The organism is Shewanella corallii (assembly GCF_023349125.1).
Lineage (GTDB): Bacteria > Pseudomonadota > Gammaproteobacteria > Enterobacterales > Shewanellaceae > Shewanella > Shewanella corallii.
On sequence record NZ_JAKIKT010000002.1, the window covers coordinates 545,407 to 570,798 of the forward strand.

At 50.3% G+C, this 25,392-nt stretch carries 19 protein-coding genes; 11 read left to right on the forward strand and 8 right to left on the reverse strand.

The window, feature by feature from the left end:
- Positions 1-8 precede the first annotated feature (8 nt).
- From L2725_RS07710 to olsF, 3 genes are all read left to right on the forward strand, one after another.
- Complete coding sequence (locus L2725_RS07710) at positions 9-1,331, forward strand: YjiH family protein (RefSeq protein WP_249248658.1); 1,323 nt, start codon at positions 9-11, stop codon at positions 1,329-1,331.
- A 99-nt stretch (positions 1,332-1,430) separates the two neighbouring features.
- Positions 1,431-5,117: a two-component regulator propeller domain-containing protein gene (locus tag L2725_RS07715; RefSeq protein ID WP_249248407.1), complete on the forward strand. Its 3,687-nt coding sequence runs from the start codon at positions 1,431-1,433 to the stop codon at positions 5,115-5,117.
- A 126-nt stretch (positions 5,118-5,243) separates the two neighbouring features.
- Positions 5,244-6,986: a bifunctional ornithine lipid synthase OlsF gene (gene olsF / locus L2725_RS07720; RefSeq protein WP_487392536.1), complete on the forward strand. Its 1,743-nt coding sequence runs from the start codon at positions 5,244-5,246 to the stop codon at positions 6,984-6,986.
- A gap of 92 nt (positions 6,987-7,078) precedes the next feature.
- Here olsF and dapE read toward each other — a convergent pair whose 3' ends face one another.
- Positions 7,079-8,275, reverse strand: coding sequence for a succinyl-diaminopimelate desuccinylase (dapE, locus tag L2725_RS07725; protein WP_249248408.1), 1,197 nt, complete (start codon positions 8,273-8,275; stop codon positions 7,079-7,081).
- Positions 8,276-8,375: 100 nt separating this feature from the next.
- Here dapE and L2725_RS07730 point away from each other — a divergent pair, with 100 nt between their 5' ends.
- The 5 genes from L2725_RS07730 (at position 8,376) to torD (ending at position 13,872) form a co-directional block, all read left to right on the forward strand.
- A complete protein-coding gene (locus L2725_RS07730) occupies positions 8,376-8,777 on the forward strand; it encodes a CBS domain-containing protein (protein ID WP_249248409.1) in 402 nt (133 codons plus the stop codon).
- 577 nt (positions 8,778-9,354) lie between these two features.
- A complete protein-coding gene (locus tag L2725_RS07735) occupies positions 9,355-9,531 on the forward strand; it encodes a periplasmic nitrate reductase, NapE protein (RefSeq protein ID WP_115136062.1) in 177 nt (58 codons plus the stop codon).
- A gap of 36 nt (positions 9,532-9,567) precedes the next feature.
- Positions 9,568-10,746, forward strand: a complete 1,179-nt coding sequence (gene torC, locus L2725_RS07740; RefSeq protein WP_249248410.1) for a pentaheme c-type cytochrome TorC — start codon at positions 9,568-9,570, stop codon at positions 10,744-10,746.
- 19 nt (positions 10,747-10,765) lie between these two features.
- Positions 10,766-13,261 (forward strand): trimethylamine-N-oxide reductase TorA, encoded by a 2,496-nt coding sequence (gene torA / locus L2725_RS07745; RefSeq protein ID WP_249248660.1) that lies wholly within the window; start codon positions 10,766-10,768, stop codon positions 13,259-13,261.
- Positions 13,258-13,872: a molecular chaperone TorD gene (torD, locus tag L2725_RS07750; protein ID WP_249248411.1), complete on the forward strand. Its 615-nt coding sequence runs from the start codon at positions 13,258-13,260 to the stop codon at positions 13,870-13,872. The genes torA and torD overlap by 4 nt, the downstream gene beginning before the upstream one ends.
- 121 nt (positions 13,873-13,993) lie before the next feature.
- Here torD and torR read toward each other — a convergent pair whose 3' ends face one another.
- Complete coding sequence (gene torR / locus L2725_RS07755; protein WP_249248412.1) at positions 13,994-14,701, reverse strand: two-component system response regulator TorR; 708 nt, start codon at positions 14,699-14,701, stop codon at positions 13,994-13,996.
- A gap of 243 nt (positions 14,702-14,944) precedes the next feature.
- Between torR and L2725_RS07760 the strand changes: the two genes are divergently transcribed.
- Positions 14,945-15,319, forward strand: a complete 375-nt coding sequence (locus tag L2725_RS07760; protein WP_249248414.1) for a PilZ domain-containing protein — start codon at positions 14,945-14,947, stop codon at positions 15,317-15,319.
- Between the two features lie 5 nt (positions 15,320-15,324).
- Here L2725_RS07760 and radA read toward each other — a convergent pair whose 3' ends face one another.
- A complete protein-coding gene (gene radA / locus L2725_RS07765) occupies positions 15,325-16,701 on the reverse strand; it encodes a DNA repair protein RadA (RefSeq protein ID WP_249248415.1) in 1,377 nt (458 codons plus the stop codon).
- 104 nt (positions 16,702-16,805) lie between these two features.
- Between radA and L2725_RS07770 the strand changes: the two genes are divergently transcribed.
- The gene (locus tag L2725_RS07770) at positions 16,806-19,214 is read left to right on the forward strand and encodes a PilZ domain-containing protein (RefSeq protein WP_249248416.1); all 2,409 of its coding nucleotides are present in this window, start codon (positions 16,806-16,808) and stop codon (positions 19,212-19,214) included.
- 3 nt (positions 19,215-19,217) lie between these two features.
- On the opposite strand, the gene L2725_RS07775 is transcribed toward L2725_RS07770, so the two are convergent.
- Positions 19,218-20,132 carry an alpha/beta fold hydrolase gene (locus L2725_RS07775; RefSeq protein ID WP_249248417.1) on the reverse strand — a complete coding sequence of 305 codons (915 nt, stop codon included), beginning with the start codon at positions 20,130-20,132 and terminating at the stop codon, positions 19,218-19,220.
- An 84-nt stretch (positions 20,133-20,216) separates the two neighbouring features.
- Positions 20,217-21,170 (reverse strand): phosphoserine phosphatase SerB, encoded by a 954-nt coding sequence (gene serB, locus L2725_RS07780; protein WP_249248418.1) that lies wholly within the window; start codon positions 21,168-21,170, stop codon positions 20,217-20,219.
- Positions 21,171-21,280: 110 nt separating this feature from the next.
- On the opposite strand from serB, the gene L2725_RS07785 reads away from it, so the two are divergent.
- Positions 21,281-21,943 carry an AhpA/YtjB family protein gene (locus tag L2725_RS07785; protein ID WP_249248419.1) on the forward strand — a complete coding sequence of 221 codons (663 nt, stop codon included), beginning with the start codon at positions 21,281-21,283 and terminating at the stop codon, positions 21,941-21,943.
- A 42-nt stretch (positions 21,944-21,985) separates the two neighbouring features.
- Here L2725_RS07785 and deoD read toward each other — a convergent pair whose 3' ends face one another.
- From deoD to deoA, 3 genes are all read right to left on the reverse strand, one after another.
- The gene (gene deoD, locus L2725_RS07790; protein WP_115136071.1) at positions 21,986-22,696 is read right to left on the reverse strand and encodes a purine-nucleoside phosphorylase; all 711 of its coding nucleotides are present in this window, start codon (positions 22,694-22,696) and stop codon (positions 21,986-21,988) included.
- Positions 22,697-22,759: 63 nt separating this feature from the next.
- Complete coding sequence (locus L2725_RS07795) at positions 22,760-23,971, reverse strand: phosphopentomutase (RefSeq protein ID WP_249248420.1); 1,212 nt, start codon at positions 23,969-23,971, stop codon at positions 22,760-22,762.
- Positions 23,972-23,982: 11 nt separating this feature from the next.
- Positions 23,983-25,314, reverse strand: a complete 1,332-nt coding sequence (deoA, locus tag L2725_RS07800) for a thymidine phosphorylase (RefSeq protein WP_249248422.1) — start codon at positions 25,312-25,314, stop codon at positions 23,983-23,985.
- Between the last annotated feature and the right edge of the window lie 78 nt (positions 25,315-25,392).

Consider the following 25,392-nt stretch of genomic DNA (forward strand, 5'->3'; position numbering starts at 1 on the left):
TCAAGACGATGCTGACCTTTATCGTCCCCTCCTTTATCGGTCTGCTGCTGTTTATGACACCTGTCAGTTATGACGGTGATCTGACAATTCCTATCGCTGTGCTTGCCAAGGGACTTAAGGCCTGGTTGGCTGAGTATCTGCCTTTGATGGTCACTGTGATCGTGGTGATCACCGCGCTGGCCACCACGCTGACCAAGGCATTGAAACCTGCCGCCGTAATGAACAACAGCTTTTTCAAGAACCTGCTGGATGTTTCCCCTGTTTGGTTTGTGGTTCGTCTGCTTGGCGCTGTGTTCATCGTCATGACATACGGCACCATGGGGCCCGACATGATTACTTCAGGTGGAACCGGCGCACTGGTACTGAATGATCTGCTGCCAATTCTGTTTTGCGTATTCCTGTTTGCCGGTTTGCTTTTGCCCCTGCTGCTGAACTTCGGACTGCTTGAGCTGTTGGGTGCGCTGCTGACCAAGATTATGCGTCCGGTATTTAACCTGCCAGGTCGCAGTGCCATTGACTGTATGACCTCCTGGCTGGGTGATGGCAGCGTTGGTATTCTGCTGACGACCAAGCAGTATGAAGAGAAGTTCTATACCCAGCGTGAAGCGGCGGTTATTGGTACCACTTTCTCAGCGGTATCCATCACCTTCTCTCTGGTGGTGATCTCTCAGGTGCAGCTGGAGCACATGTTTATTCCTTTCTACCTGACCGTATGTCTGGCGGGTATTCTGGCTGCAGTAGTGGTGCCACGTCTGCCACCATTGAGCCGCAAAAAAGACCTGTTTATCGATCAGAGCGAGCGCAAAGAAGACGATGAAGTGATCCCTCAAGGATACACAGCTTTGTCATGGGGTCTGGACCGGGCCCTGAGCCGCGCAGAAAACGCGGGCGGCGTGAAGCACTTCTTCGTCGATGGCAGTAAAAATATGATCGACATGATCTTCGGGGTACTGCCTGTTGTAATGGGCATAGGCACCCTGGCGTTGATCATTGCCGAATATACGCCAATCTTTGGGTGGTTGGGTATGCCATTCATTCCACTGCTTGAACTGCTGCAAATCCCTTATGCGGAAGAGGCATCAAAGACGATTGTTGTAGGCTTTGCCGATATGTTCATCCCGTCTATTCTGGCCGCCCAGATTGACTCTGAACTGACGCGCTTTGTAATTGCGACTCTGTCTGTGACCCAGCTTATTTACATGAGTGAAGTAGGTGCTCTGCTGCTTGGCAGCCGTATTCCAATTAAAGCCTGGGAGCTGTTCCTGGTGTTTATTCTGCGAACTCTGGTCACTCTGCCGTTTATCGCTTTGATGGCGCACATTTTCTTCTAAACCTTAAAAGGCTTCCCCCGGGAAGCCTTTTTTTCGTCTGACTCGCAATATCCCCCCCAGCTTCTAAACTTTAGAAGACTATTCCTCGGGAGATATACAGTGAGAACCAGAAACCTGTTTATTGCCTTATTCATCACTATTCTACTGCCGATAACTCAGGATGCCTGGGGCAGCTTTCCGCCCAGATTCAGCCAGCTGGATATAGAAGATGGCCTGTCGATGAATACAGTCAACGACATTATTACCGATGAACAGGGTTATCTCTGGATAGCGACCCAGTCAGGGTTAAACCGATATGATGGTAAGGACATCACTATTTTTCAGGCCGATGGCTCTCCATCAAGCACCTCTGGTGATGACATAGCCCACCTTCATCTATCCCGGGATGGTGTACTCTGGCTATCCACCGCCAGTGACGGTCTCAATCGCTACAATCGCACCCAACAATCCTTTTCACATTACCTGCCCAAGAATACCGGACTCCCTAAAGAGAACATCACAGATCTGGGTGAGGATAATGTGGGGAATCTCTGGATTGCCACCAGTGATAAGGGCGTGTTTGTATTCTCGCCTGAATCTGAATCTGTCATACGTCATTACAGCAGTCCGGAAATCCCATCCGATCATGTCACCTCTGTGCACCTGCACAATGATCGTCTCTGGATTGCCACCCTTGGCGGGCTGATGAGTTACAACCAACAAACGGGTCTGATGGAGCACAAGCAGGTTCATGGTCAGATCCTCAGCATCACCAACGAAGGCTACGATACCCTTTGGCTGGCCGGCAATCAGCTGCTTTATGAATATCAGCTTTCTGTTAATCAGCTGGTTGACCGCAGTGATTGGTTACCGGATATGCATGGTGGCGCGGAGATGTTGGATATCAAGGCGGACATCTATGGCAACCTTTGGCTGAGTATCCGTAATCAGGGATTGGCACAGATCAATGACAAAGGCACCCAAATACATCAGCCCAACGCTATGGATGCAGGTAGCCTCTCCAGTACAACACTCGGGCCACTGTGGCTGGACAAGGAAGCTCAGCTTTGGATAGGTACAGATGGCAGCGGAGCCAACTGGCTGAACCTTGTTGCCGACTCCTGGCACCATATCCGTCCGGGTGCTCTCAGAAATCAGGATATTACAACCCTCAACACACGTGCTATTTACCGGGACTCCCAGGGTATGCTTTGGGTTGGAACCAGTCAAGGCCTGTATCAGGTTGTAGAAGAAGGTCAGAACATAGTCGACTTAACACCCTATGACAGCCCCTGGGAAGGTCTGAGCAACAGCTTTATCAGCTTTATCGGTGAAGATGCCGAGGGCAAACTCTGGATCGGTACCCGTGGCAGCGGTTTGCTGGTGTTAACCAACAAATATGAGCTGCATCGACATTATCGCAATATACCTCAGGACCCCACCTCACTACCTGCTGACTCACTTTATCAATACTTTATGGATGACAATCAGAGGTTGTGGTTTACCACCCGGGGAGGCGGCGTAGCAAGGTTTGTCGGAGAAGGACAGGGCTTTGTTACCATCAAAGACAGGTTCGGCAGCAATGAAACGTCGGACGTACTGCAGGATGACGAAGGCAACATATGGGTGAGCTCCTACGGCGGCGGGCTGGCCCGCATCAGCAGTGATGGCACCATCACCCGTTTCAGCGAAGACACCGACCCGGCCATCCCCAGTAAACATCTGATGACTCTGGAGACCATAGGAAACACTATCTGGGCCGCATCATCCGATGGCATATTTTCATTCAATCCGGACACGGCCGAGGTCAAGCTCTTCAATATGGACAATGGCCTGCTGAATGACGCCGCCTACATGATGCACAAAGACAACTTCGACCGCATCTGGGTTGGCACAGCATCGGGATTGAGTCTGGTTTTCCCTGAAACCGGCGTTATTAAAAATTTCTCTATCAATGACGGAATACAGGGGAACGAATTCAATTTCGGCGCCAATTTTGAAGAGAGTGACGGCACCCTCTACTTTGGCGGCACCCATGGTTTTAACCAGATCCTTGCCGGGCAACCCCTTAATTCAGTTAAACCCGCAGCGCCAATTATCGAGTCGGTTCGACTGATGAGCGATACCTTTTGGCTGGATCAGCTGGCAACCCCCTTCGAAGATGGTCTGTCGGGTATCAAGCTGAACTACGATACCAATTTGTTCACCCTGTTTTTCCACTCCCCCTCCCTGAAAGACGGCAGTTACCTCAACTACCAATACAGACTGCAGGGATTTAATGACAACTGGTTTAAGGTTCATAACAATCAGGTCAATTTCACCGGCCTGGCTCCGGGAACCTACCTCTTGCAACTGAGAGCTGCCAACCTCAGTCATGAAGTCAGTGACATCACTCAATTGCATATTCGCATTGCACCTCCCCCCTGGCAAAGTTGGTGGGCTTATGGTCTTTACGCACTCATGATAATGAGCGTACTGGGGCTTATTCTGTATGTCTGGCAACAGAAGTTCACCGTTCAACAGCAACTCTTGCTGCAGCTGAGTCGAAGCGAACAGAGGCTGCAGTTGGCCCTGTGGAGCAGTGGCGATGAGTTCTGGGATTGGGAGTTAAAAGACGGCAAGGTTGTTCGCAGCAACACCTTTCTCCGGTACCCGGGTGAAGAGGCTAATTTAAAAGAAACTGTTATGGCCACAGTGCACCCTGACGATCAGGAAGCCGTGGTAAAAGCCATTAAAACCTGTCTACGGGGGAAGTCTGAGACCATACATGTGTGTTATCGGGGACGGGCCAAAGATGATGAACAATGGATATGGGTAGAACTGAGAGGAAAAGCGACTGAGAGAAATTTTGATGGCACCACTGAGCGCATGACAGGCACCATCAAGAATATTCAGGCCCTGAAAGATACCGAAGGAGAGCTACGCCTGCTGAATATGGAGCTCGAGGACAGAGTTGACGCCAGAACCCGGGAACTCAGCGCCAGTCAGGACAACCTTCATACCATGGTAGAAGAGCTGAAACTGACACGGGAAGAGTTGAAAGACAAAGAGAAAATGGCGACATTGGGTGGTCTGGTCGCCAGTATTACCCATGAGATGAATACTCCCATTGGCGTCTGTGTGACCGCCTCATCCAACTTGCTGGAGCGTATCAGAGAGTTTAATCACAGCTATCAGTGCAATCAGGTATCAGAAGGGGATTTTGCGCAGTATCAGGAAGATGTCGAAGAGTCCTGCCGGCTCTTCCTCACCAATATGAACCGTATATCCAAACTGATGAACAGCTTCAAACATGTGGCAGTGGATCAATCCCATGAAGAAGTATGCCAGTTCAACTTCAACAACTATCTAATGGAAATCCTCCAGTCCATGGAGCCTATGCTGAAGCGTACCCATCATCACTACCAGATAGATTGCCCGGACAACCTGTGGCTTAAAACCAACCCAGGGGTCTTCTATCAAATTGTCTCCAACCTGTTCAACAACTCGATAATGCATGCCTTTGAAGAGGGTGCGCCCGGCAAAATGAACCTGTCAGTGACCCAACTGGTGGACGGGATAGAACTGCGTTACCAAGATGATGGCTGCGGCATGCCTCAAGAGGTAAGGGAACAGATCTTCTGCCCTTTCTTTACCACCAAACGCGGACAGGGCGGCAGTGGTCTGGGCATGAATATCGTGTTCAACCTGGTGACTCAGGTATTGGGAGGAGAGCTGAAAGTCTACTCCAACCCGGGGGATGGCACAGAAATACTGATAAACCTGCCAGCCAACCTGATGATAGATCAACCGCGTAAAGAAGCATGACGCCGTCCTGCGACGGTCATTTGGCTGTCATCTGAGTGTCACGTTTCAGTCACCCCGCGTCGCTATTATTGGTCGGTAATTTCGGCGCCTCATTACAGGCGCCTGTTGCCGGACAGGAAGCGCCCCATGTTTTTTACCGTCGATCAGTTACTCGAAGATAATCTTCCCAATATAAACAAACATCCTCTGATTGCCCGCCCCACCAAAGCCATGCTTAAGTACCTGCTCCATGAAAAGCAGTGCAACGAAATCGCTGATCAGTTCGCACACTTTCAAGGCATAGATTTTGTCGAGCAGGTACTGGAAGCCTTCGACTTCAGCTTTACTCTTGTTGACAGGGAACTGGAACATATACCCACATCTGGAGGCGTGGTGATATTTGCCAATCATCCCATTGGCTCGCTGGATGCCCTTGCCATGATCAAACTGATCAGTGAAGTCCGCAGTGATATCAAGGTGGTGGCCAATCAACTGTTAATGGCGCTTGAGCCTCTGCACTCAATTCTGCTTCCGGTCAATAACATGCAGGGAGGAACACCAAAACAGCATCTGGCTGCCATCCACCAGCATGTTAAGTCAGGAGGTGCCCTGCTGATATTCCCCTCCGGCGAGGTGTCCAGACTGCGCCCCAATGGTGTCCGGGATACCCGGTGGCAAACCGGCTTTTTGAAGATAGCCAAAACCTGCCGGGCCCCCATGTTGCCCATTCTGGCCAATGCCCGAAATTCCGCCGCCTTTTACGGTGCCTCTATGCTGTTTAAGCCATTGGGAAGTTTACTGCTGGTTAAAGAGATGTTTAAACAACAAAATCGCAGTATGCCAGTGCGGGTCGGCGGCCTTATTCCCTATGAGAGTATTGAGTTACTGCAGGGAAGTCTGCCGGAGCAGGTTAGTAAACTGAAAACTCACCTCTACCGCACAGGGACCCACAAACCACCATTGTTTAAGACGCTCGCTCCCATCGCCCATCCCGAGTCCCGCAGCGATCTCTGGCATGCATTGAAGCAATGTGAACTGCTTGGCCATACCCAGGATAATATGGCGATTTACCTATACCGGCATAAGGGAACTAACCCAATCATGCGGGAAATAGGTCGGCTGCGGGAAGTTGCCTTTAGGGCTGTAGGGGAAGGCACTGGTAAGCGTCGGGATATAGACAGCTATGATAAGGATTATCTGCACCTGGTGTTATGGGACAAAGATGCAATGGAGATAGTCGGTGCTTATCGATTTGGTTGTTGTGACAAGATTCTGCCCCGCGGAACTGATAGCAGCGGTCTATACAGCCAAACCCTGTTTCAGTATTCAGATAAGTTCAATGAGATATTTGCCAAAGGGCTGGAGCTTGGGCGCAGTTTTGTTCAGCCCAAATACTGGGGTAAGCGCTCACTGGACTATCTCTGGTTTGGTATCGGCGCTTTCCTGGCCTGCAATCCACAGTACAGATATTTGTTCGGTCCGGTCACCATTAGCAACGATATGCAGCCTCTGGCGCAGCAAATGATGGTGCACTTTTACCGCAAGTATTTCGGTGCTGAGGGCCTGGCCACTGCCAATCAAAGTCTACAGTTCCCGTTGGCGTTACAATCCAGTCTAGATAGTCAATACAGCTCAGACGACTACCTCGAGGGATTCAGGGTGCTCAAGTCCAATATGGCTGCGCTGGGTGAGTCCATTCCGACGCTTTATAAACAGTATGCCGAAGTGACAGAAGCTGGTGGAACCCGTTTTCTCGACTTTGGTGTCGACCCCGACTTTGGAGAATGTATCGACGGCCTTGTGCTGGTTGATATTGAAAAGCTGAAAACCAAAAAGCGCGCCCGATATATAGACAGTCATAGGCTTGGCAAAACAGAAGAGGTCAGCTGAATCTGTGATCATCACAGCGGCTGACATAGTTGAAACGATTGTCTTTGGAGCAAATCAGCCTGACCTATCGCAGACTTTCACTTCATCTACACCTAGCGAAACTCCAGCAACAGCTTACGGTAAATGTGATAAAGGGAGACAATATCTTCCAGCCTGGCATGCTCATTAACCTGATGAATCGTGGCATTGGGCAGTCCCAATTCCACTACCTGAGTTCTGTCAGATGCCAGAAAGCGACCATCGGAGGTTCCACCGGAAGATGACAAACAGGGATACTTTCCGGTTTCACTCAAAACAGCCCTTTCCACTTTGGCTATCAGACTGTCATCCAGACCAGCCGGGGTAAAATAGGGCTCACAATATCTATCCCACTCCAATTGCCAAAGGGTATCCTGCCTGCCTCTTAGCCTTTCAAACAGTGCCAACTCAATAGTCCGTTTTATTTCATTAACCGAGTATCTGTGGCTGAATCTTACGTTAAAACAAAGCTCACATTCCCCAGGCACAAGATTATCAACGAATGCACCTGAGTTAATCCAGGTCGCCTGCAAACTGGTTCCCGGAAAGTCGTCACAGCCAATATCCCAGGGTATAGAGGTTAACGTCGCCATCACCTCTGCAGCCATATCAACAGCGTTACAGGTGTCGCCGGGGTAAGCCACATGCCCCTGCTTCCCTGAGAGTCTCACTCTGCATGAGATGGCACCTCGGCGACCAATACGTATGGTGTCTCCACTCTTCTGGGCCGCAGTTGGCTCGGCAATCAGACAATAGTCGGGCAAAAGGTCCCGAAATTTGAGCTTCTCAACAATCTCACGGGTACCAAATTCAGCCTCCCCCTCCTCGTCACTGGTCATCAAAAACTGATATTGCAGTCCAGAAGGGACCCCGTATTGTTCAATATGGCTCTCCATCGCAGCCAGCATCACGGCCAAGCCAGATTTCATATCCACAGAGCCTCGCCCCATCAACAGACCTTCATCGATGACTGCATCAAATGGATTGTGACGCCAACGTCGGCTATCCCCAGGTGGAACCACATCGGTATGACCGGCAAACGCCAGTCGTCTTGGGCCCTGCCCCAATACGGCCAGAGTGTTGGTCACCCCCTCTACCCGCCAGCAGTCTATACTGAAGCCAAGCGCAGCAAGCTTTTCATTAATCCAGTCCTGACAACCTCCATCCTCAGGAGTTACAGAGGGAATACTCACAAGAGACTGGGTATATCGGACGGCTTTATGGTCTGACAACGCCTTACATGAAATGGAATTGGTTGAGAGTTGCGGCACAGGGACGTCCTCGTGGAACTGTTATTTTGCTCCTATTGAATCCCAAACAGATGACAAAGCCGTGAATCCCACCCGGGTAACCCTGTTCAGGGAGGAAACTATGCTGACGGTCAGAGAGATAATGAGCACCAGAGTCATGACACTGGATATGGATGACAGGCTTGAGCTGGCGAGGGACCTGCTTGATCAAGTGGAGTTTCACCACCTTCTGGTCACAGATAAACGACGCGTGGTCGGCGTTCTGTCTGAAAGAGACCTGTTTAAAGCCATTAGCCCAAGCCTGGGGAAGGCAGCTGAAAACCAAAAAGACAGAAACACACTGAATCTCAGAGTTCATCAGGTGATGTCCCGTCAGCCTGTGACTGTCGCACCGGATAGCGACATCAAGACCGCAACTGAACTGCTGCTGAAGCATTCAATTGGCTGCTTACCTGTGACAGCAGATAAGCAACTGATTGGAATTCTCACCTGGAAGGATCTGCTGGCAGCATTTATTCATTAACCTTATCAACAACCCACTTGTGAGACTCAAGTCAGGGGCGTATGCTGATTTTGAGATTAAGCCTCTAAGTTGTTGGCTTGGTTTAAATAACACCACAATTTGCGATAAAGATCACACTTTACGCATTTCACATTAACAAGTGATTTGTGACGCGCATCTCACCACAAAATTAACCAACAGGAGTTATTTTTCTGAAATGCGGTCAATCGGGAGCGAATAGTGCCCAGCAGCATCTGCTGTAACCGCGGGCAGATAGAGTGCAATTTCGCTACAGAGCCCGGCCGACTAATAAATTTATCTTAATACAACAAGACTAAAACACCATTTACGCAATGGTTTGCATAAATTCTCGGTAATCTGACAGAGTAAACCCGGCTCGCTGGAAGCAGGCTGAAACAGGGAGAATTTGGCATAAATGCTGTCATTGTTCATCTGATGTAAACAGGTGAACCGCTATACTTTTTCATTTTTTTTCACAACATATCAAATCCCATTCATACCGACCGCCATATCCGTTCATATCGTTGAACTATAGTTCGATGATTAGAACCGTGAATCTATTGGAGACTAACCAGTTATGGCGACCAATACCCCCTCCGAGGGCACCGAAGATCAGGTCAAGACCAGCGAGCTGAAAGCACTGGGCTTTATCGTGGTTGTGCTGTTCCCCCTGCTGGCCGTCGGCTTTGTCGGCTTCTATGGCCTGTGTGTATTCCTCTACAACACCTTTGGCGGCATGCCAGGACACAACTAATTCCACATCCACATCCGAATTCGAGGACGCTTTATTATGAAGTGGTTGATCAACCTCTGGCGCACCCTTAATCGCCCTGCGCGTTACCTGACGCTGGGGACAATCAGTATTTCAGCATTCATTATGGGCGTGGTGTTTTGGGGCGGCTTCAATACCGCGCTGGAAGCCACTAACACTGAGCAGTTTTGTATCAGTTGTCACACAATGAAAGACACCCCCTATAAAGAGCTGCAGGAAACCGTGCACTGGTCAAACCGCAGTGGTGTAAGAGCCACCTGCCCTGACTGCCATGTGCCTCACAATTGGACCCAGAAGATGGGTGTAAAAGTCGCTGCTGCCAAAGATATTTACGGCGAGATTTTTGGCGTTATCGATACGCCTGAAAAATATGAGAAGAAACGACTGGAAATGGCCAGCCGCGTCTGGAAGCAGTTTGATAAAACCAATTCCCAGACCTGTAAAAATTGCCATGACTATAAGTCTATGAATTGGGACAAGATGAGCCCATTGGCAGTGAAGCAGATGAAGCAGGCAGCGGAGAAAGATCAAAGCTGTATCGACTGTCACAAAGGCATTGCTCACCACCTGCCGGATATGGGTACTTCCCGTGCTCCTGAACTGATTGCTCAGGTAGGCCATGGCGTTTCCCCTGTTGATGGACAGGAATACTATTCAGCTCTGACCAAAGAGCTTTTTGAAGGTCCTACCGGCGACAAAGATGCCGGTTTGCTGAACATCGCCACTGAAGTGAAAGTGCTGGAAACCCAGGGCGACAGAGTCAAAATCAGCATCGAAGGTTGGCGTAAGCGCATTGGCGCAGGTCGTGTGATTTACAAAGACTTCGGCGTAAACATTTTGACTGCCCAGCTGACCAAAGAAGCGGCCAAACATGAAGGTACTATCCGAGTGTTTGAGGACAAGCAGGATCCTATGACAGGCCTGACATGGCAGCGTGTTGAAGTGGATATCTGGACCAACAAGAACTATCTGTTGCAAAACCCGGATATGTTGTGGAGTTATGCGAAAGATACGTACAACACAGCCTGTAGTGTTTGCCACACTCAGCCTGCACCGGCTCACTTTGATGCCAATACCTGGCCTGGTATGTTCCAGGGCATGCTGGCCTTTGTGAACATGGATCAGGACACCACTGCGCTGGTACAGAAGTACCTGCAGGAACACTCCTCAACTTTCGATAAGTCTGGCCACCACTGATAGGATGCCTCTGATGACAATGAATAGAAGACACTTTCTAAAAGGCTTGCTGTCCGTATCATGCGTTGCCTTGGGCAGCACTTCGGTTCTGAAACCACTGACGGCAATGGCAGGAACCTTGAGTGAGCCCAAAGAGGACTGGCTGGTCACCGGCAGCCACTGGGGCGCATTTCGAATCAATCGTAAAAACGGGGTGATAGATAAGGTATTGCCATTCGATACTGACAAGTACCCCAGTGACATGATCAACGGCATCCGTGGCCTGGTATACAACAACAGCCGCGCCCGCTACCCCATGGTCAGACTGGACTACCTGCTCAAAGGCTGGGACAGCGATACCACCAAGCGCGGTGATTTTCGCTTTGTTCGTGTAACCTGGGATCAAGCGCTTGAGCTATTTATCGATGCCCTCAACACAGTGCAAACCCAATATGGTCCTTCCGGTCTGCATGCTGGTCAAACCGGCTGGCGTGCCGTAGGTCAAATGCACTCCTGTACCAGCCATATGCAACGCGCGGTAGCCATGCACGGCAACTTCATCAAGAAAGTTGGTGACTACTCCACAGGTGCTGGCCAGGTGATTATGCCTTATGTGTTGGGCTCGACTGAGGTATATGCTCAAGGCACCTCCTGGTCGCTGATTCTGGAGCACACTGACACTATCGTGCTTTGGTCAAATGACCCTTATAAAAACCTGCAGGTGGGTTGGAATACAGAAACCCACGAGTCCTACTTCTATCTCGCAGAGCTAAAGAAGAAGGTTAAAGAGGGCAAGATTAAGGTTATCAGCATCGACCCTGTGGTCAGCAAAACCCAAAACTACCTGGAAAATGTTGAGCATCAATATGTAAACCCACAGACAGATGTCCCTCTTATGTTGGGTATTGCCCATGAGATGGTCAAACAGGGCTGGCATGATGCTGACTTTATTCAGGGTTACAGCCTGGGCTTTGATGAGTTTCTTAAATATCTGCAGGGTCAATCAGATGGCGTAGAGAAGACCCCAGAGTGGGCCAGCAAGATCTGTGGCATCAGCCCAGAGCGGATCCGTGAACTCGCTAAGGTGATGACCACAGGCCGTGTGCAAATGATGATGGGCTGGTGTGTTCAACGTCAGCAGCATGGTGAACAGCCATATTGGATGGCCGCAGTACTGGCAACCATGATAGGTCAAATCGGTCTTCCTGGCGGCGGTATCAGCTATGGTCACCACTATTCTGGGATTGGTATCCCTGCGTCCGGTGCCGCTATGCCAGGCGCTTTCCCCCGTAACCTTGATGAAGGCGTCAAACCGATTTTCGACAACAATGACTTTAAGGGATATAGCAGTGTTATTCCTGTCGCCCGCTGGATAGATTCAATCCTTGAGCCGGGTAAGGTGATTGATGCCAACGGTAATAAGGTCACGCTACCTGATATTAAAATGATGGTGTTCTCCGGTTGTAACCCGTGGAATCACCACCAGAACCGTAATCGCATGAAAGAGGCTTACCACAAGCTCAAGTGCGTAGTAACCATTGATACCAACTGGAATGCCGGTTCACGATTCTCTGATATCGTTCTGCCAGCCTGTACCACGCTGGAACGAAACGATCTGGATATCTACGGCGCTTACGCAAACCGCGGTATTCTGGCCATGCACAAGATGGTAGAGCCTCTGTATGAAAGTCTGTCTGACTTTGAGATCTTCACCCGCTTCGCCCGTAAGCTGGGCAAAGAGAAAGAGTACACCCGTGGCATGAACGAGCTGCAGTGGCTCGAGTACCTGTACAACGGATGTAAACAGGCGAATAACGGTCAGTTTGATATGCCTGATTTCGCCAGTTTCTGGAAGGCTGGCTACTATGATTTTGGCCCAGGTAAGCCTTGGGTTCGTCATCAGGCGTTCCGGGAAGATCCTGAAATCAATCCACTGGGTACCCCTTCCGGTTTGATTGAGATCTACAGCCGTAAGATTGCCAGTTACAACTACGACGACTGTCCGGGTCACCCAACCTGGATGGAAAAAGTTGAGCGTAGTCATGGTGGCCCAGGCTCCAAGAAGCACCCTATCTGGCTGCAGTCCTGTCACCCTGACAAGCGCCTGCACTCTCAGATGTGTGAATCAGACGAGTTCCGCGCGACCTACACAGTGAAAGATCGTGAACCTTGCTACCTCAACGCCAAGGATGCCAAAAAGCGTGGCATTAAAAACGGTGATATTGTGCGTGTGTTTAACGACCGTGGTCAGCTGCTGGCAGGCGCTGTCATCTCTTCAAACTTCCCTGAGGGTGTTATTCGTATTCAGGAAGGGGCCTGGTACTCTCCCGTGGGTAAAGACGGTGCCAAAGCCGGAGGTTGGGAGATTGGCGCATTGGATTCCTATGGTGATCCCAATACTCTGACACTGGATATAGGTACCTCTAAATTGGCACAGGCTTGCTCTGCGTACACTTGTCTGGTTGACTATGAGAAATACACAGGCAAGGTTCCTGAAGTCAGTGGCTTCAGTGGCCCAATTGAGGTTTCTGTATGAGCCAAACGGAAGTAAACCAAGCTCGCAGTCTGGTTTATAACCTGTTCTCCTCCCTGTTTGCATGGGAGATTAGTGAACAAAGACAAAAGGAATTGACCAGCCCGGATGCCATGGTGTTTTGGGATATGCTGGCACAGGATCCAAACATGGCCAGGCCAGTGCAGATCCTGTTGGCGACATTGACGCAGATGACCACAGAGCGTCAGCGGCTGGAGTTGGCTGCAGATTTCTGCGGCCTGTTCCTGGTCGGAGATAAAAATGCTGCTTCTCCCTACGCCAGTTTGTATCTCAGTGATGAAGACAGACCCACCATTTTTGGTGAGCAACACCATGTGATGTGTGACTTCCTTCGTCAAAGCCAACTGCAGGTTCAGAGTGATTTTAAAGAGCCTGCAGACCATCTGGCAGTGATGCTGGCGTTTATGGCACAACTTTGTGTGACTGCTTCAGATGAGTCTCAATTGGCGTTTCTGGAAACCTGCATCGATTCATGGCTTGCTGCCTTTGTCGATAAGGTCGATACCTGTGACCCAGGGCAGTTTTACAGTGCGCTGGCGAAGATGACTCTGCAATGGGTCAGAGATGATATCTCAGCGCTCAAACAGCTCTGAGACAGAGAAACGAAAAAAGCGTAGCTTCGGCTACGCTTTTTCATTTCAGCTCAACCCGCCCTGAATCATTTGGCTCACAGGAACAGTTTTCCCAAAGCCTGACTCATTATCTGTTCTGGTATTAATCCTGTGGTGATGCCGAAAACAGATACCCTTCACCATGTACAGTAACAAACAGATCGGTGGACATCTTGTTTCTCAACCTGCGGATAATCACGTCTATGGTTCTGTCATTGACGTCCTGATTACGATGACTGGTTTGCTGCATTAACCGCTCTCTGGTGAGCACCTGTTGAGGATGCAGCGCAAATACCACCAACAACTCAAACTCTGCCTTGGTCAGCTTGATAAGGTCTGTGCCTTTACGTAACTTGCGGCTGTTTAGCTCAAGTTCATAATCTTCAAACTGGATCAGGTTATCCTGGCGGATATGCTGCTGGGCTGCAGCAGACTCTGCTTTACGCACCAGAGCAATACGCCACATCAAGTTACGCAGCCGAACCTGCAACTCCCTCAGCTCATAGGGCTTACCGATATAATCGTCCGCTCCCATCTCCAAGCCTATAATTCTGTCTATAGGTTCAGCTCTATCGCTGATGAGCACTATGCCAACATTCGATCTCGCCCTGAGCTCCCGGGTGATATGCAGTCCTTCGGCACTGGGTTGGTTCACATCGAGTAATACCAAATCCACATGCTGTCTGTTGAACTCATACCAAAGTTGTTCTGAATCCGTCACGCCAATAAGGCGATATCTGTTAGGCTCCAGGTGTTTTTCCAACTTGGGCAGCAGCATACAGTCAGTATCAAAGATAAGAATATTGTACATATTTTTCTGCTGTTTATCAGTGCTTTTCAGCAATTTTATTCATAACTATTCATAATTTCACGGTGTTTTTGTTTAAATTTAGTTTAAAGATGAAAAGTGCTGTAGAAATTCAATCTCCGAAAAATGCCCTCTTCTGAGTCAAAATGCGCTTAAAAAGCAGATGAGGACAGGCATATTTTTGCACCTTGGCAGCGATGAGATATGCTTAATTAACAAACAAGTTGATGCAGAAGAGAAATCTGGATGACTGAAAGGCGACACTACACACGGATACTGTTCGAGGCACCAGCGGAACTGCGTCAGAAGAACGGTGTCTGGGATACGCGGATATTGGATCTGAGCTTAAATGGTGCGCTGGTTGAACGGCCAGCGGATTACTCCCCCTGTGGTTATTCCGTTTTTTTGAGCTTTTACCTGCCGGACTCGCAGATTGAAATCGATATTGAGATGCAGCTGAAGCACATGGATGAAGAGACTGTGGGATTCAAATGTCTGCACATAGATGTGGAAAGCATCAGTCACTTAAGACGCATGCTCACGCTCAATAAGGGGGACGCCTCCTTACTGGACAGAGAGCTCGACCACTTTGTGGCCGAGCGCGCAGGCTCCCGCTATTGAGTCATTCAGTCCAGGTCGGTCAGGGCATCCAGAGCTTCGGTTAGCTTGTTTACACCTATGACCTGCATACCTTCAGGGCTCTTTTTGGGGACGTTGGCCTTAGGCACTATCGCCCGCTTAAAACCGTGTTTAGCGGCCTCAAACAAACGCTCCTGACCATTGGGTACAGGACGTATTTCTCCACTTAACCCCACCTCACCAAACACCACCATATCCTGAGGCAGTACCCGGTTGCGAAAACTGGACACCATGGCCATCAACAGCGTTAAATCAGCACTGGTCTCTGTCACCTTAACGCCGCCCACCACATTAACGAACACATCCTGATCAGACATCTGTAAACCACCATGTCTGTGCATAACCGCCAGCAACATCGCCAGTCGGTTAGCATCCATCCCCACAGCGATTCGTCTTGGATTGGCCAGGGCTGAGCTGTCTACCAACGCCTGCAACTCCACCAACATGGGGCGGGTTCCCTCCCAAATCACCATCACCAGAGAGCCTGAAGCCGCTTCACTACCACGGGACAGGAATATCGCCGAGGGGTTGGCAACCTCACGCAGACCACGTTCAGTCATGGCAAACACGCCCAACTCATTGATGGCGCCAAAGCGGTTTTTGTGCGCCCTCAAGGTTCGGTAGCGACTGTCACTGTCACCCTCAAACATCACGGAGCAGTCGATACAGTGTTCCAATACCTTGGGGCCGGCCAGGCTACCATCTTTAGTCACATGGCCAACCATAATCACTGCAATACCATGCTGCTTGGCGAATCGCGTCAGATAGGAGGCAGATTCCCGCACCTGAGAGACACTGCCTGGAGACGACTGCACATCACTCATATGCATCACCTGAATCGAGTCGACTACCATGACCTTGGGCTTTTCTTTCAACGCGACATCACACAACTGCTCAACGCTGGTTTCCGACAACATGCGCAACCTGGCCGTTGGCAGGCCCAGGCGATGGGCACGCATGGCAACCTGTTGCAGCGACTCTTCGCCGGTGACATACAGAGCCGGCAGAGTTTCGGCCAGTTGGCAAAGTGTTTGAAGCAGCAAGGTACTTTTACCTGCACCTGGATGACCACCGATCAAAATGGCCGAACCGGGCACGATCCCGCCGCCCAGAACACGGTCAAACTCCTTAAACGAGCTGCTGAGTCTCGGTAATTCATTCAGGTCAATCTGATCCAGGGTCTGTACTTCACTGCCACTGGAACCGGCATAGCCGCTGAAGCTATTGCCTCTGGCTGGAGTGGCGCTGCCCAACCGAACCTCAGTGATGGTATTCCATTCTTTACAGGCACTGCACTGTCCCTGCCAACGGGGAAAGTCCTGGCCGCACTCGTTACAGACAAAAGCCGTTTTATTTTTCGCCATGATTTTAATAAATTTTCGTATAAACTTTAATAAAGTAACCGGGTTACCCGCCGACATTAACAGGTGATTACCGGCATTCAAACTAAAACCAAAAAGAAGTGAACATGAGTATCGAGCTGCAAACCCAACTTATAGAGCAACTCAAACCCCTGCTGAAAGAAGAGCACTTTCAGGAGGCGTTCGATCATTTGACTGCAGACGAGTCCACTTCCACACGGTTTCTTATCAAGATGGAACTGAATCGCATTTCAGCTCCTTGCACCCGAACCATTGACCTGAGGGATCGCAGTGACCTGCCCTGCCAGGAATTTCAACAAGGCGAGCAGGCACATTTCCTCGACGCCCCTTCCAAAGAGATTTTCGAGTCAAGTCTCGCCCTGTATCAGGGAGAGTACACAGTAGGTGTCTATGAAGAGGTCATAGAGAGTTTCAAGACCCGGCGCCAAAAACAAAATGACCAGAAAGCCAAAGAAAATGACGTCCCGAAGGAAGAGGAGAACTCCTTACTGGTGCCGGGCATCATTATGGGCAACTATTGTAATCGCAATGAAGTTCGCCTGACCATGGCAGTTAAAATTTCCGCCAGTCAACTTAACGGGCCGGAACTGCAAGGTAACACTCTGGACCTATCAGTCAATGGTGCCAGGGTGAAACTCTCCCCTGCCAACCGAATCGACATGAGCAAGCCAGTCCATATCAAACTGCATTACATTGATGAAGAACATCTGTTTGATGAGCTGGCCAGAGGCATGGATTATGAGATTATCAGCTCAGAGGATACGGATGATAACACTGCAGTACTGAGGTTGAAGCGGGTTGATACTTCGGCAAACCTCACTAACCTGCTCGACAGTTTCATCTCAAGTTACCGGCAAAAGTACAAACTGGATATCAATGATATTTATCAGTCGGCCATTGCCATGGGGCTTGAGCGACAGTATCTGCCCAGACTACCCCACTTACCACTCTACGTGGGAAATAAGCACAACGAGCCCTTTATCAGCCATATGTTGCTCAGCCAGGACAACCATGCTCTGGTGAACTACTTCTTTGATGAGAATGATAAAGGCCAGATGACCTCCATGCTGACGCCTACCCGCCTTCGCAGAATCATCACTGAACCCAAGAATCCGGCGCACAGGCTGTTTTTCAGCTTCACTCATACTGTCAAAGGCTGTATCCACTTCTATTCTGCGACTTTGGCTGAGCTGAAAGCCAAGAAACTGCTGCCTTTGTTTCTTGGGTTTGGGGCTAAAAAGAATGGATGGCGGATTTTCAGAATAGGCTGCCAAAAAGTAGACCACAATCAGCCTTACCGTAATGCCTCCATGCCTATGGATGACAGAGAGTACTCAGAGATGACGGAGCACAAGTTATCCAGGATATCTCATGTACTTGAACTGATAGATTGCACTCAGTCCGCAGCCGCAGGCCATTATAAAGCCTGGTTTAATGATCAGGATGTCAATCAGCTGAAAATATTTGCCCAGCGTAAGGTGCGCAGCCATCAGGCTCAGTTGGTGTCACTGCAATTCAATGAACGCAGAGGTGAAGCCAGATTTGCCTTTAAAACCCTGGTCACTCTGACTCAAGGAGATAAAACCTGCCACGCGGTAACACAGAATATTTCCGGCAAGGGGATGCAACTGACCATGGATCACCCGGTGGAGTTTGATGAAAAATCCACTGTCATCCTGGCTTTCCCTAAACTGCAGCCGTTGGCAGGCAAAGTTAACCTGTCCAATCTCCCTTACCGGATAGTTCGTACCCGTAAAAATGGCGTCACTATCCACCTCGCCGCCGAAATAGGCCATGATATTCACGTAGGCGTTGAATTTATCAGACGCCTGATCAAACACAATGCCGACAAACTGGAGCAGTTAACGGAAAATAACAGCGAGATAAAAGAGCTCGCTGACGGCATGAAAAACCTGCTGATGCGTAAGCTCTCCTCCGTCCCCCTGTTTGTCGAAAAGACGGCTAAGTCCGGCAAGCTCAGTGCACTTGGAATTGGACCTGCCGCCAATGAGCTGACAGATATGTTTGCCGCCAGCAGTGGCAAACACCTTGAGTTCGATCTGACGCCCTTGTTTGGAGAAGAGAGATTCAAACAGTGGGTGATGAGCAGTATCAGAGAAAGCCGCCCGACAGACGGCCTGAAGACCTTTGAAGTATTTATTGAAATAGCCCGTCAACCCAGAGGTCAGGTGGAGCTCTATTGCTATCCTTTGGATGAGCTTGCAGACAGAGATGAGCAGTTGGCAATGATTCAAAGGTGCCAGCGTAATGGTCAATTCCGCGCCCTGAGACTTTATATTGGCGCGGCTGCCAAGCCGGATATGTACTATATTCGCAAAGAGATGGACTACATCACTGTACAGGCACCACACAAAGCCAAAAAGGTGGAAAACATGATGTGGCATCTGATTGGTGTTGGCGAGTTACTGGACATCACCATGGAAGTGCAAATGCGCTTCCCGGAACTACATGGACAAATCGCCAATAAAGGGTAAGCCTCACCCCTTTATCGCTTCAATGGACTGGGATAGATACCAGTCCAACACTTCCGGGAAATGGTCTGACTCAGCATCCATATGGGTCAGCATACCGGCATGATCATAGTCATGCCGATAACCATTGGCCCGACTCAGCAGGGTATACTTCGCCTCTGAGATACCACATTCAGCAATGGTTCGCTGGATATCCGCAGGATTACCCAGCACAGTGTCATTCTTACCCGCAATAAACCAGCTCGGTGGCCAATGGATCTCTTTGGCCGCGGCACCATAGTCAAAGTTATCATCAGCATCCAGCCACTCTCCGCTGACCCAATGAATGCTCTGCTGCAAAGAGGCACGACTTTCATTGTCCATCCCCATTCGCCATTTATCCGCTGCCAGATAACCTTCTCTTCTGGCCAGTGCAGGAGCTACACGATTCCAGACCAAATCAACCATCAACCATTTCTTCAATGAGCGGGATTTAATGGCTCGTTTGGTGCCAAACGTCAGCAGGGAGGCAACACTCTCTCTAACGTCGGCAAAACGTATCAGGCAGCTGGTCATTAAAACTCCCCCCCAGGAATGGGAACACCAATGCACTTGTTTACCCGGATGTTTCGCCAGAATAAACGACTGTACCAGCGGCAGCTGCTCCCGAATCACCTCTCCCTGCCCCAGTTCAAATCCGCGACTTAACCTGGGAGTACTCAGACCCCGCCCAGCGGTATCCAGCACATATACGTTGAATCCGGCTTTAGCCAGAAATCCTGCCAAGCCCTTCCCTGATTTGCTATAAAACACCTTGCCATTGGACATGGCACCATGAAGCATAAGGACAGGAGGCAGGTCCTGATTTGCTTCGGAAGGAGACACCTGCCTGAGATGTAATTGACCATCCCGGTAGGGCAGAAAATGTGATTGCTGAATCATGGAAGCCACAAGCATAAATGTAAAAAGCAGGTGAACATCACCCTACAGTGCCGGGCTTCCAATCTCAAGAGTGTTTACTCTAACTCAGTCTTTCAATGCCAATAGGTATGGCAGCACCCTAAGATCCAGATTATCAATGGAAGCGCAGGCTTCAGCTTTCAGCTTAGGCTTGGCGTGAAAAGCAATTCCCAGAGCGGCAGCCTGAATCATGGGAATGTCGTTGGCACCATCGCCAATCGCCACCTGTTGACGGTGAGGTATGGCAAACTCTACTCCAAGCCGGGAAAGAACGGACGCTTTGTATTGAGCATCGACTACAGTGCCAGTCACGTCGCCGGTTAGCTTGCCATCATCCACCACCAACTCATTGGCGAAGGCCGCAGTAAGAGACAGCTTGTCTCTCAGGTAGTTCACAAAGGGGGTAAAGCCACCGGATGCCAGAGCAATTTGCCACCCGTGGGACTGCAGTTCCTTCACCATAACTTCAAGACCGGGCATCAGAGGCAACTCCTGACACAACGCATTGATAATGCTCTCATCTGCATCTTTCAGCGCCGCCACTCTTTGTCTCAGGCTCTGCTCAAAGTCCAGCTCACCCTGCATAGCACGCTCAGTAACCTCAGCCACCTCATCGCCCTTACCAGCCATTTTGGCAAGCTCATCAATGCACTCAATTTCGATAGCTGTTGAGTCCATATCCATCACCAGCAATCCCGGTCCAGACAAAGAAGGGAGAGTATTGCATACGTCCAACCACTCAATTCTATCACTCAGGACGCCGGGGCGTGGAACAGGCGACTGACAGCCCAGTTCAATGCCAGCCAGGCTGTTTTGCCTCAGCAGCGGGCACAGGCTTATCTCTTGCCCTGCCTTTGACAACCATTGGCAAACCGCCTCGGTGTCGGCAGCGGGATCCCATATCAATCTGTATCGGTAGGGGAACTCGCTGGCGGAGGTTTCATGATGCAGCGCAGAGTGGTCTGCTGAAGCGTGTTGGATTTGATTGAACCAGTCAGGCAGGGGAGCAGAGGTGTCCATACTCAAGTCTATCTCTCGGGCTATTGTGAGAAGCCTATTAATTTATACAAGATGCCCAAAGAATCATTTATCATGGCGTAATACAAGCAAAATCTTTTCATGGAATACCTGTGTTTTTTCTAAGCGGCCTGAAAAAAAGTCACAAGTTCACCCGTATTCTGCAACTGGCAGTGGCGCTGGCTCTGATAGCCGCACTGGTTCAGCTGTGGCAAACCTCACTGCTGCAAGGACAGGCGCTGCTGGAGTCGCAAACTGAAAAGATGGCCCGTTTGATGGTGCAACAAACGGCCTACAGTGCCGCCCCCGCGTTGCAACTGCAAAATGATGAACAACTGCAGTGGCTGACAGAAGCTCTGGTGGAAGACCCCAAGGTGATGGCGGCAACCATCTTCAGCGCGGATGGGCAACGCCTTTCATTTGCTCAAAGCCTGTCTGAGCTGGAACTGGAGCCTGGTTCAGAAGAGCTGGAGCAGCTCCTATTGCCCTACCCTCCCTATGTTGAAGCCGTCTATCAGGATGATACCAATCTGGGCTATGTGGAAGTGTATCTGGCCCCCAAACTCTTCTTTAATGAAATCAAGACTGCCCATCAGCTGAATATGGAGCAGCAGCAGGTGATGCTGGTGATTGCCGGTCTGATTGGTTTCCTGTTGTCCCGCACTTTCTCATTTAAGCGAGCAGAGCTTGACCGACGTAAAGCCCGGGCCAAACGAATAAAGAATTCAGCCAGTAGCTCTGAAGACAGTACCGAAGAGCTTAAAGAGTCAGAATAAAAAAAGCCCCGCATTGCGGGGCTTTTTTGAAGCGAACAACAATTACAGAGTAATTGCAGCGTCCAGAGTCATTTCAATCATTTCGTTGAAAGTGGTCTGACGCTCATCAGAAGTGGTCGCTTCGCCGGTGCGGATATGGTCGGAAACAGTTACTACACACAGAGCACGGGCTCCGTACTCATGAGCAACGCCGTAAAGACCGGCAGCTTCCATTTCTACGCCCAGAACACCCATCTTCTCCATGGTGTCGAACATGCTTGGGTTTGGCGTGTAGAACAGGTCAGCAGAGAATACGTTACCTACACGTACCTGAGTACCACGAGCTTTGGCTGCATCGACTACAGCAGACAGCAGGTCATAGCTGGCAATAGCAGCGAAGTCCTGGTTCTGGAAGCGGATACGGTTAACCTGAGAATCAGTACAAGCACCCATACCGATGATCACGTCACGTACTTTTACGTCAGTGCTGATAGCACCACAGGTACCCACACGGATCAGGTTCTTCACGCCGTAGTCTTTGATCAGCTCAGTCGCATAGATAGAGCATGAAGGAATACCCATACCAGAACCCATTACAGAAATGCGTTTGCCTTTGTAGGTACCGGTAAAGCCCAGCATGTTACGTACATCGGTAACCTGCTCAACATTTTCCAGGAAAGTCTCAGCAATGTACTTGGCACGCAGTGGGTCGCCAGGGAACAGTACTGTTTCAGCAAAAGCGCCATCGTTGGCGTTGATATGTGGTGTAGCCATCTAAATAACCCCTGTATTGGTTGTCATTATGGCCGGCGCCTTAACGCCGGCTTTTTGTATTCATTAAAGAAATGATTCGCCGTATTCCATTGGCTCCAGCTTGAAGTAGCTGGCAATGGACTGGCCGATATCTGCAAAACTGTTGCGCTTACCCAGAGAGCCTGGTTTCAGACCGGCGCCCAGCGCCAGTACCGGCACATGCTCACGGGTGTGGTCGCTGCCCGGCCAGGTTGGGTCGCAACCATGGTCAGCTGTCAGCAACAGCAGGTCATCGTCACTCAAGAGCGCCAGCAGTTCAGGCAGGCGGGAGTCAAAATACTCCAGTGCACGGGCATAACCGGCAACATCGCGACGGTGACCATAGTGAGAGTCAAAATCCACAAAGTTGGTAAACACTATAGTGTTATCGCCAGCCTGCTTGATCTGTTCCAGAGTCGCATCGAACAGTTCATCCAGACCTGAAGCCTTCACCTTTTTGGTGATACCACAGTGGGCATAAATATCGGAGATCTTACCTACGGAAACCACTTCACCACCAGCCGCTTTCAGTTTATCCAGCACTGTCTTTGATGGTGGCTCTACCGCGTAATCACGGCGGTTACCGGTACGGGCGAAATCATCAGCCTTGGTACCGACAAACGGACGGGCAATAACACGGCCGATATTGTATGGCTCCAACTCCTCACGGGCGATTTCACACAAACGGTACAGCTTCTCCAGACCAAAGCTCTCTTCATGGCAGGCAATCTGGAATACTGAATCCGCGGAGGTGTAGAAAATCGGCTTACCGGAACGCATATGCTCTTCGCCCAGCTCTTCCAGAATCGCAGTACCGGAAGCGTGGCAGTTGCCCAGATACTCTTCCAGACCAGCGCGGGCAAGGATCTTGTCAGTCAGTTCCTTAGGGAAAGAGTTTTGCTTGTCAGAGAAGTAACCCCAATCAAACAGCACTGGCACGCCAGCCATTTCCCAGTGGCCACTTGGAGTATCCTTGCCTGAACTCAGCTCAGCTGCGTAACCATAGGCACCAACGACTTCAGTATCACCGAAGCCTGCAGCATACTCACCGGTACTCTCTTTGGCGGCCATTGCCAGGCCCAGCTTGCTCAGGTTAGGCAGGTTCAACGTGCCTTCACGACCGTCATTGGCTTTGCCTTCGGCACACATGCGGGCAATAGCACCAAAGGTGTCAGCACCAACATCACCGAATTGGGCAGCGTCTGCCGAAGCACCGATACCGAAAGAGTCCAGCATCAGAATAATGGTACGTTTCATCTAACTTCCTCTTACAGATCCGCAGCACGGATCTTGCGATAGACCTGTGGATACTGCTCAGGTGCAGAGTCTGCCACAGTAATTGCTTGCTTAACCGCGTTGGCCGCAGCAGCAAAGTCATCCTCTGACTGGGCATGGACCACAGCCAAAGGCTTGTCTTGATCGATTCTGTCTCCCAGTGCACATACCTGGGACAGTCCAACACTATAATCCAGTGCATCACCGGGCTTGCGACGGCCGCCACCCAGGGTGACAACAGCCAGACCCAAACCACGGGTGTCCATACTGTGGGCAAATCCCATGGCATCGGCGTACACAGGGCGGATAATCTTAGCCTGAGGCAGATACTTGTCAAACGCTTCCACAAAATCGGCTGGTCCACCCAAGCCGGAAACCATACGGCCAAAACGCTCTGCTGCGGCACCATTATCCAATACCGCATTCAATTTAGCGGTGGCGTCGGCCTCATCGGCAGCCAATCCGCCCAACACCAGCATTTCACTGCAAAGCGCCATCGTGACTTCATAGAGTCGTGGGTTACGGTATGCGCCGGTCAGAAAGTTAACCGCTTCCCGCACTTCCAAAGCGTTACCGGCACAGGACGCCAGGACCTGATTCATATCTGTCAGCAGCGCCGTGGTTTTGGTTCCTGCGCCATTGGCGACGGCAGTAATACTGCGTGCCAGTTCCTCAGATGCCTCATAAGTTGGCATAAAGGCGCCACTGCCCACTTTGACATCCATCGCCAGTGCATCCAGACCTGCAGCCAGTTTCTTGGACAGGATAGATGCGGTAATCAGGGAGATAGACTCAACGGTGGCGGTATTGTCGCGGATAGAGTAAAAACGTTTATCAGCAGGGACCAGATCGCCGGTTTGACCAATAATGGCGACCCCAACCTCTTTCACTACTTTGCGGAAGGTTTCACTGTCAGGCTCAGTCTGATAACCGGGAATGGCGTCAAACTTATCCAGAGTTCCACCGGTATGACCCAGGCCACGGCCCGAAATCATAGGTACATAGCCACCACAGGCAGCAATCATGGGACCAAGCATCAGGCTGGTCACATCACCCACACCGCCCGTGCTGTGTTTGTCGACTACCGGACCGTTAAGGCCCAGAGAGTCCCAGTTGAGCACAGTGCCTGAGTCCCGCATGGCGGTGGTCAGCGCAATACGCTCATCCATATTCATGTCGTTGAAAAATACAGTCATACCCAGAGCAGCAATTTGCCCTTCGGATACGCTGTGGTCGGTAATGCCTTTTACAAAAAACTCAATCTCCTGGCGACTCAGCGCCTCACCATTGCGTTTCTTGCGAATAATTTCCTGTGCCAAAAACATCCATAGCCTCCGGAAAACTGTACACCGAATGGTTCAAACCAACACAGTCATTCAGAGCCCGCAAAGCAGGCTCCGAAC

Bases quoted from the DNA above. Each gene is read 5' to 3' on its own strand.
- L2725_RS07795 (WP_249248420.1), bottom strand. From the start codon at position 23,971: ATGAAACGTACCATTATTCTGATGCTGGACTCTTTCGGTATCGGTGCT.
- L2725_RS07775 (WP_249248417.1), bottom strand. From the start codon at position 20,132: ATGATTCAGCAATCACATTTTCTGCCCTACCGGGATGGTCAATTACAT.
- deoD (WP_115136071.1), bottom strand. From the start codon at position 22,696: ATGGCTACACCACATATCAACGCCAACGATGGCGCTTTTGCTGAAACA.
- L2725_RS07735 (WP_115136062.1), top strand. From the start codon at position 9,355: ATGGCGACCAATACCCCCTCCGAGGGCACCGAAGATCAGGTCAAGACC.
- L2725_RS07770 (WP_249248416.1), top strand. From the start codon at position 16,806: ATGAGTATCGAGCTGCAAACCCAACTTATAGAGCAACTCAAACCCCTG.
- L2725_RS07730 (WP_249248409.1), top strand. From the start codon at position 8,376: ATGCTGACGGTCAGAGAGATAATGAGCACCAGAGTCATGACACTGGAT.
- torA (WP_249248660.1), top strand. From the start codon at position 10,766: ATGAATAGAAGACACTTTCTAAAAGGCTTGCTGTCCGTATCATGCGTT.
- radA (WP_249248415.1), bottom strand. From the start codon at position 16,701: ATGGCGAAAAATAAAACGGCTTTTGTCTGTAACGAGTGCGGCCAGGAC.
- torD (WP_249248411.1), top strand. From the start codon at position 13,258: ATGAGCCAAACGGAAGTAAACCAAGCTCGCAGTCTGGTTTATAACCTG.
- deoA (WP_249248422.1), bottom strand. From the start codon at position 25,314: ATGTTTTTGGCACAGGAAATTATTCGCAAGAAACGCAATGGTGAGGCG.
- L2725_RS07760 (WP_249248414.1), top strand. From the start codon at position 14,945: ATGACTGAAAGGCGACACTACACACGGATACTGTTCGAGGCACCAGCG.
- torR (WP_249248412.1), bottom strand. From the start codon at position 14,701: ATGTACAATATTCTTATCTTTGATACTGACTGTATGCTGCTGCCCAAG.
- serB (WP_249248418.1), bottom strand. From the start codon at position 21,170: ATGGACACCTCTGCTCCCCTGCCTGACTGGTTCAATCAAATCCAACAC.
- olsF (WP_487392536.1), top strand. From the start codon at position 5,244: ATGTTTTTTACCGTCGATCAGTTACTCGAAGATAATCTTCCCAATATA.
- L2725_RS07710 (WP_249248658.1), top strand. From the start codon at position 9: ATGCTGACCTTTATCGTCCCCTCCTTTATCGGTCTGCTGCTGTTTATG.
- torC (WP_249248410.1), top strand. From the start codon at position 9,568: ATGAAGTGGTTGATCAACCTCTGGCGCACCCTTAATCGCCCTGCGCGT.